The organism is Olavius algarvensis spirochete endosymbiont, from assembly GCA_900608495.1.
GTDB lineage: Bacteria > Spirochaetota > Spirochaetia > DSM-2461 > DSM-2461 > UBA2779.
In genome coordinates this window covers 1-2,411 of the sequence record UWYT01000095.1, presented here as the reverse complement: position 1 = coordinate 2,411, position 2,411 = coordinate 1, and the positions used below count along the sequence as shown (strand labels likewise).

Below are 2,411 nucleotides of genomic sequence, written 5' to 3'. Positions count from 1 at the left end.
CCTTCGCATCAAGGGGCAGTTCTAAAAGGTACCGCACTTAACATGAGGAGCCATCGCGCCGCTAGCCCAGGGCAGCTTGTACTCTATCCTCCGGATGCGGTGGTTGCTTTCATCTGCCACATAGATATTGCCCTCTGAATCCACAGCCACTCCGGTGGGGGTGTCACAAACCGTGCCGTGCTACCGGTGCTGTGTCCGCAAAACTCGCATCGTCAGTGCCGGCTATGGTGTGCTTACCTCATGGACACAGTAAATGACGAGGATAGCTTCGAATAGCCGGATGCCGAGTATCCCTTGAACGACTGTGCGAGTGTATTGAGCTTCTCTGCGAAAAGGCTTCGCCCGGGTTCCAGTATTCTGGATTCGTCGAATTCTGCGTCAGTTGTTCCCGAAATTTACTCGCGGCTGACACAAATACTGCTTCTCAACGTCTGCAATTATCCTGAGCGGCAGGAAAGAATAACGGGTTTGTTCGCTTGATGCATTTGACAAGTCTCTTCGTAATTTCAGCAGACGAAATCTCGAGGTGGGAATGGCCGTGTTCGTTGAAAGGTTCGCGGATGCAGACAGAATGCCAAAGAGAGAGTTCAACAGGTGTTGGCCGATGTAAGGTGCGGTGGTTTTGAACCGAAGGATGAAATTGCGACTCTTTCGCTGACTGCCAGGAACGACAACTCAGGCTGCCTTCATTGATTCATTCGTGCCCGAGGGTTTCTCTTGAAACATGATTTACGGATTCTCATACGGTACACCAGGCAATCTATATATTGAGAAGGATTTCATTATCTGGACGCAGCGAGGAGAGCCGGATTGAACAAGGTGATCCGGAAGGTTGATGAGAGTGCTGCCAGAGCCGATAAGCTCATCAGTTTAATCGAAGCTTATCCGTAGAACCGTTAACTGCTATACCCGCTCTCGATGCGTCTTGGATAAAGGAGCCCTGGCGCGTTCGCCAGGGCCTCTTCAACTGTGTATCGACTCATCCGGTATGTCTCCCCGGGTGAGTGCTCATACAACCCCGCTCTCCGCCGAGTCGGAATCGCGGGCACCCGCCTCTGATTTGTAAGTGTTGATATTGATTGGTGTTGCGAATTGATGTCAGTTCGCGACACGAACGCGGATGCCGGATTTTCGTTTCGCGCTTGGACCCTAGGGCGGCGCTCTCGGCGGTTGACTCACTCTTCGGTTAACTCATTGCGGGTCCTGATCGGATCGGCTGCGGGCGACGTGCAGCGAACGCTGATTTTGGCGGGGCGGAAAGAAGTGATCGCTTCTTCTGGCGGTGGCTGTCCGGGCAGACCAGCCCGGCGCGGGCCGGTCGTGAATGTCAGTCCTCGTGTCGCATCTGGGCCCAAAGCCAGTGGTTGCTGCGGTTCACCCGGTTCTCCGGTTGACGAGCGCGCCGGATGATCAACTCGAGCAGACCGTCGGACAGGATCTGGATTGCCTCCTCCCGATGGCTCAAGGGCTCGGGAGCCGATACTCGTAGAAGCTCCGCGAGCTGCTGCTGCCGTTTCTTTTGTACTTCCAATGGGGTCATGGTTCACCTCCTCGGCCCGGGGAAAAGGGCGGGCCACGGTGACCACACCGGCGCTGTCGCGCGAGGAAGGCAAGGCAATCCTGGATGTGGAAGCTGAGGCGGCTGCTACTTTCCGCTTCGTTTCTTCTCCACGCCGTTCACGATCTTGGCGAAGCGGTCGACAAGCTTCCTGGCGATGTGCAGCGGGTTGCTGTTGTGGATCTTCTCGGCGGTTTGGATGGCATCGGTCGCGCGCATTGCGTTCGCCCGCACGAGGGCGGTCATGATCTCCAGCCCCCACAGGATGCTGACGCCATCGACTGTGCAGGCGCTGCGCAACGGCTTGTCGTTGGTGACGCAGACGAAGCTCGCGTCCGATGCCACGATCAGGCAGAGGTGGTCGCGAAAGGAGAGCTGGCCGCGCTTGCTGGCGGCGCGTGTCAACTGGTGCAGCTCGGACTCGATGGCCTTGAGGCCGAGGCGCTCGCAATCGACGACCTCCACCCCGTCGATTTCCTTGATGATGGTTGTCAGGACGTGGACCTCGGCGACGTGCTTGTTCACCAGTCCGAGGACGTAGAAGTCCGACTTCTGGTAGTCGATGAGCACGTTGGCGTCCATGAGCAGGACCTTGGGCTTCTTTGGCATCGAACCCCTCAGCCGACCCAGGACGCAGTCAAGTCACGCATGTCTTGGAGGGAGATGCCCAAGACCTCGGCGCCACGGCCGAGGCTGATCTTCTCCTGCTCGATGGCCTTGCGCACCAGCCTGGACAGGCGGTCCTGGATACCATTGATGCCATCATCGATGACTTCCGGAAGGATATCAGCAAAGTCGGAAGCTTTGACGACGCCTCAAATCGGATATTGAACAGACATAAAAGGCAGTTTAA

3 protein-coding genes and 1 pseudogene are annotated in these 2,411 nt (G+C 56.7%); 1 reads left to right on the top strand and 3 read right to left on the bottom strand.

From position 1 onward, the window contains the following. Window positions 1-21: 21 nt before the first annotated feature. From S1OALGB6SA_RS02390 to S1OALGB6SA_RS02380, 3 genes and pseudogenes are all read right to left on the bottom strand, one after another. A pseudogene (locus S1OALGB6SA_RS02390) lies at window positions 22-162 on the bottom strand (SBBP repeat-containing protein); the annotation flags it as partial. Between the two features lie 1,165 nt (window positions 163-1,327). Beyond that, complete coding sequence (locus tag S1OALGB6SA_RS02385) at window positions 1,328-1,540, bottom strand: hypothetical protein (RefSeq protein WP_124032431.1); 213 nt, start codon at window positions 1,538-1,540, stop codon at window positions 1,328-1,330. Between the two features lie 105 nt (window positions 1,541-1,645). Next, window positions 1,646-2,167 (bottom strand): hypothetical protein, encoded by a 522-nt coding sequence (locus S1OALGB6SA_RS02380; protein ID WP_124032430.1) that lies wholly within the window; start codon window positions 2,165-2,167, stop codon window positions 1,646-1,648. Here S1OALGB6SA_RS02380 and S1OALGB6SA_RS02375 point away from each other — a divergent pair. Further along, on the top strand, window positions 2,161-2,411 hold a 251-nt coding region (locus S1OALGB6SA_RS02375; RefSeq protein ID WP_148084005.1), incomplete at its 3' end, for a hypothetical protein. The genes S1OALGB6SA_RS02380 and S1OALGB6SA_RS02375 overlap by 7 nt on opposite strands.

Coding starts and splice junctions, on each gene's coding strand:
- S1OALGB6SA_RS02385 (WP_124032431.1), bottom strand. CDS start 1,540: ATGACCCCATTGGAAGTACAAAAGAAACGGCAGCAGCAGCTCGCGGAG.
- S1OALGB6SA_RS02380 (WP_124032430.1), bottom strand. CDS start 2,167: ATGCCAAAGAAGCCCAAGGTCCTGCTCATGGACGCCAACGTGCTCATC.